Source organism: Streptomyces sp. NPDC059456 (assembly GCF_042750055.1).
GTDB lineage: Bacteria > Actinomycetota > Actinomycetes > Streptomycetales > Streptomycetaceae > Streptomyces.
In genome coordinates this window covers 5,073-6,405 of sequence record NZ_JBHYVA010000138.1, presented here as the reverse complement: position 1 = coordinate 6,405, position 1,333 = coordinate 5,073, and the positions used below count along the sequence as shown (strand labels likewise).

Sequence of the window (1,333 nt, the reverse complement as noted above, 5' to 3'; positions counted from 1 at the left end):
CCGGCGCCCCGCGCGGTGGGGGGGGGGGGTCGCCTCCGGGGGGGCGTTTTTTTTTTTTTTTTTTTTTTTGGGGGGGGGGGGGGGGGGGGGGCCCCCCCCCCCCCCCTCGACCCACAGAAGCAACAAATCTTTTACTTAAAGGTCTTGCTCAGTGCATGACATGGACACATAAGCTTCGCGCCAGCGTGAGGAAATCCCTCACCCCCCACCACGCTTCGCGAGGAGTCAACGTGCGCGCCCCTGCCCGCATATCCCCCATGCTCCGCCGCCGCCTCATGGGTACGGCCGTTCTGGCCGGAACCCTGGCGTTCGCCCCGCTCACGGCCCCCACGACCGTGGCCGCGGCACCCAAGACCGGCTCCGAGGCCTGTGCCGACTCCGGCACCGCCGGCGTGTCCGCCAACGCCCGTGTCGCCCGCCCGAAGGACAACCACGCGGCCGACCCCAACGAGGTGACGGACGCCCAGGTCAAGGCCATGGACGCCGACCTGGCCAAGAAGAACGCCGAGCTCGGCCCGCAGCGCCAGATGCGCGCCGCCGAGGCCACCGCCGCGACGACCATCCCGGTCTACGTCCACGTCATCACCTCCGGCACCGCCGGCAAGCTGACCGCCACGGACATCAACAACCAGATCGCGGTCCTCAACTCCGCCTACAGCGGCAAGGGCACCGGCAACGTCGACTCCGGCTACCAGTTCTCGCTGGTCTCCACCGACTACACCGACAACGCCACCTGGTACAACGTCTCGGACGGCACCCAGGCCGAGAAGGACATGAAGAACGCCCTGCGCAAGGGCGGCTCCAACGCGCTCAACCTCTACACCGCCAACCTCGGCGGCGGCCTCCTCGGCTGGGCGACCTTCCCGAGCTCCTACGCCTCGCAGCCCAAGATGGACGGCGTGGTCATCCTCAACTCCTCGCTGCCGGGCGGCTCCTCCGCCAACTACAACGAGGGCGACACCGCCACCCACGAGGTCGGCCACTGGATGGGCCTGTACCACACCTTCCAGGGCGGCTGCTCGGGCAGCGGTGACTCCGTCGCCGACACCCCGGCCGAGAAGAGCGCCGCGTTCGAGTGCCCGACCGGCCGTGACAGCTGCACCAACAAGACGGGCGTCGACCCGATCCACAACTTCATGGACTACACGTACGACTCCTGCATGTACCAGTTCACGGCGGGTCAGGTGTCCCGCATGAAGAGCATGTGGAGCGCCTACCGCGGCTGACCGCAACGGTGAAGAGGGGGCGGGGCACGCACACGTGCCCCCCCCCACCCACAACACCAACGACAACAACCACGGGGGGGAGTCCAACACCAAACACACCACAACAT

The 1,333-nt window shown here is 67.7% G+C and carries 1 protein-coding gene; it reads left to right on the top strand.

Annotation, left to right across the window (positions count from 1 at the left end):
• Positions 1 to 275: 275 nt before the first annotated feature.
• Positions 276 to 1,226 carry a zinc metalloprotease gene (locus ACFXA3_RS14945; protein WP_385186869.1) on the top strand — a complete coding sequence of 317 codons (951 nt, stop codon included), beginning with the start codon at positions 276 to 278 and terminating at the stop codon, positions 1,224 to 1,226.
• Positions 1,227 to 1,333 lie beyond the last annotated feature (107 nt).

Coding starts and splice junctions, on each gene's coding strand:
- ACFXA3_RS14945 (WP_385186869.1), top strand. CDS start 276: ATGGGTACGGCCGTTCTGGCCGGAACCCTGGCGTTCGCCCCGCTCACG.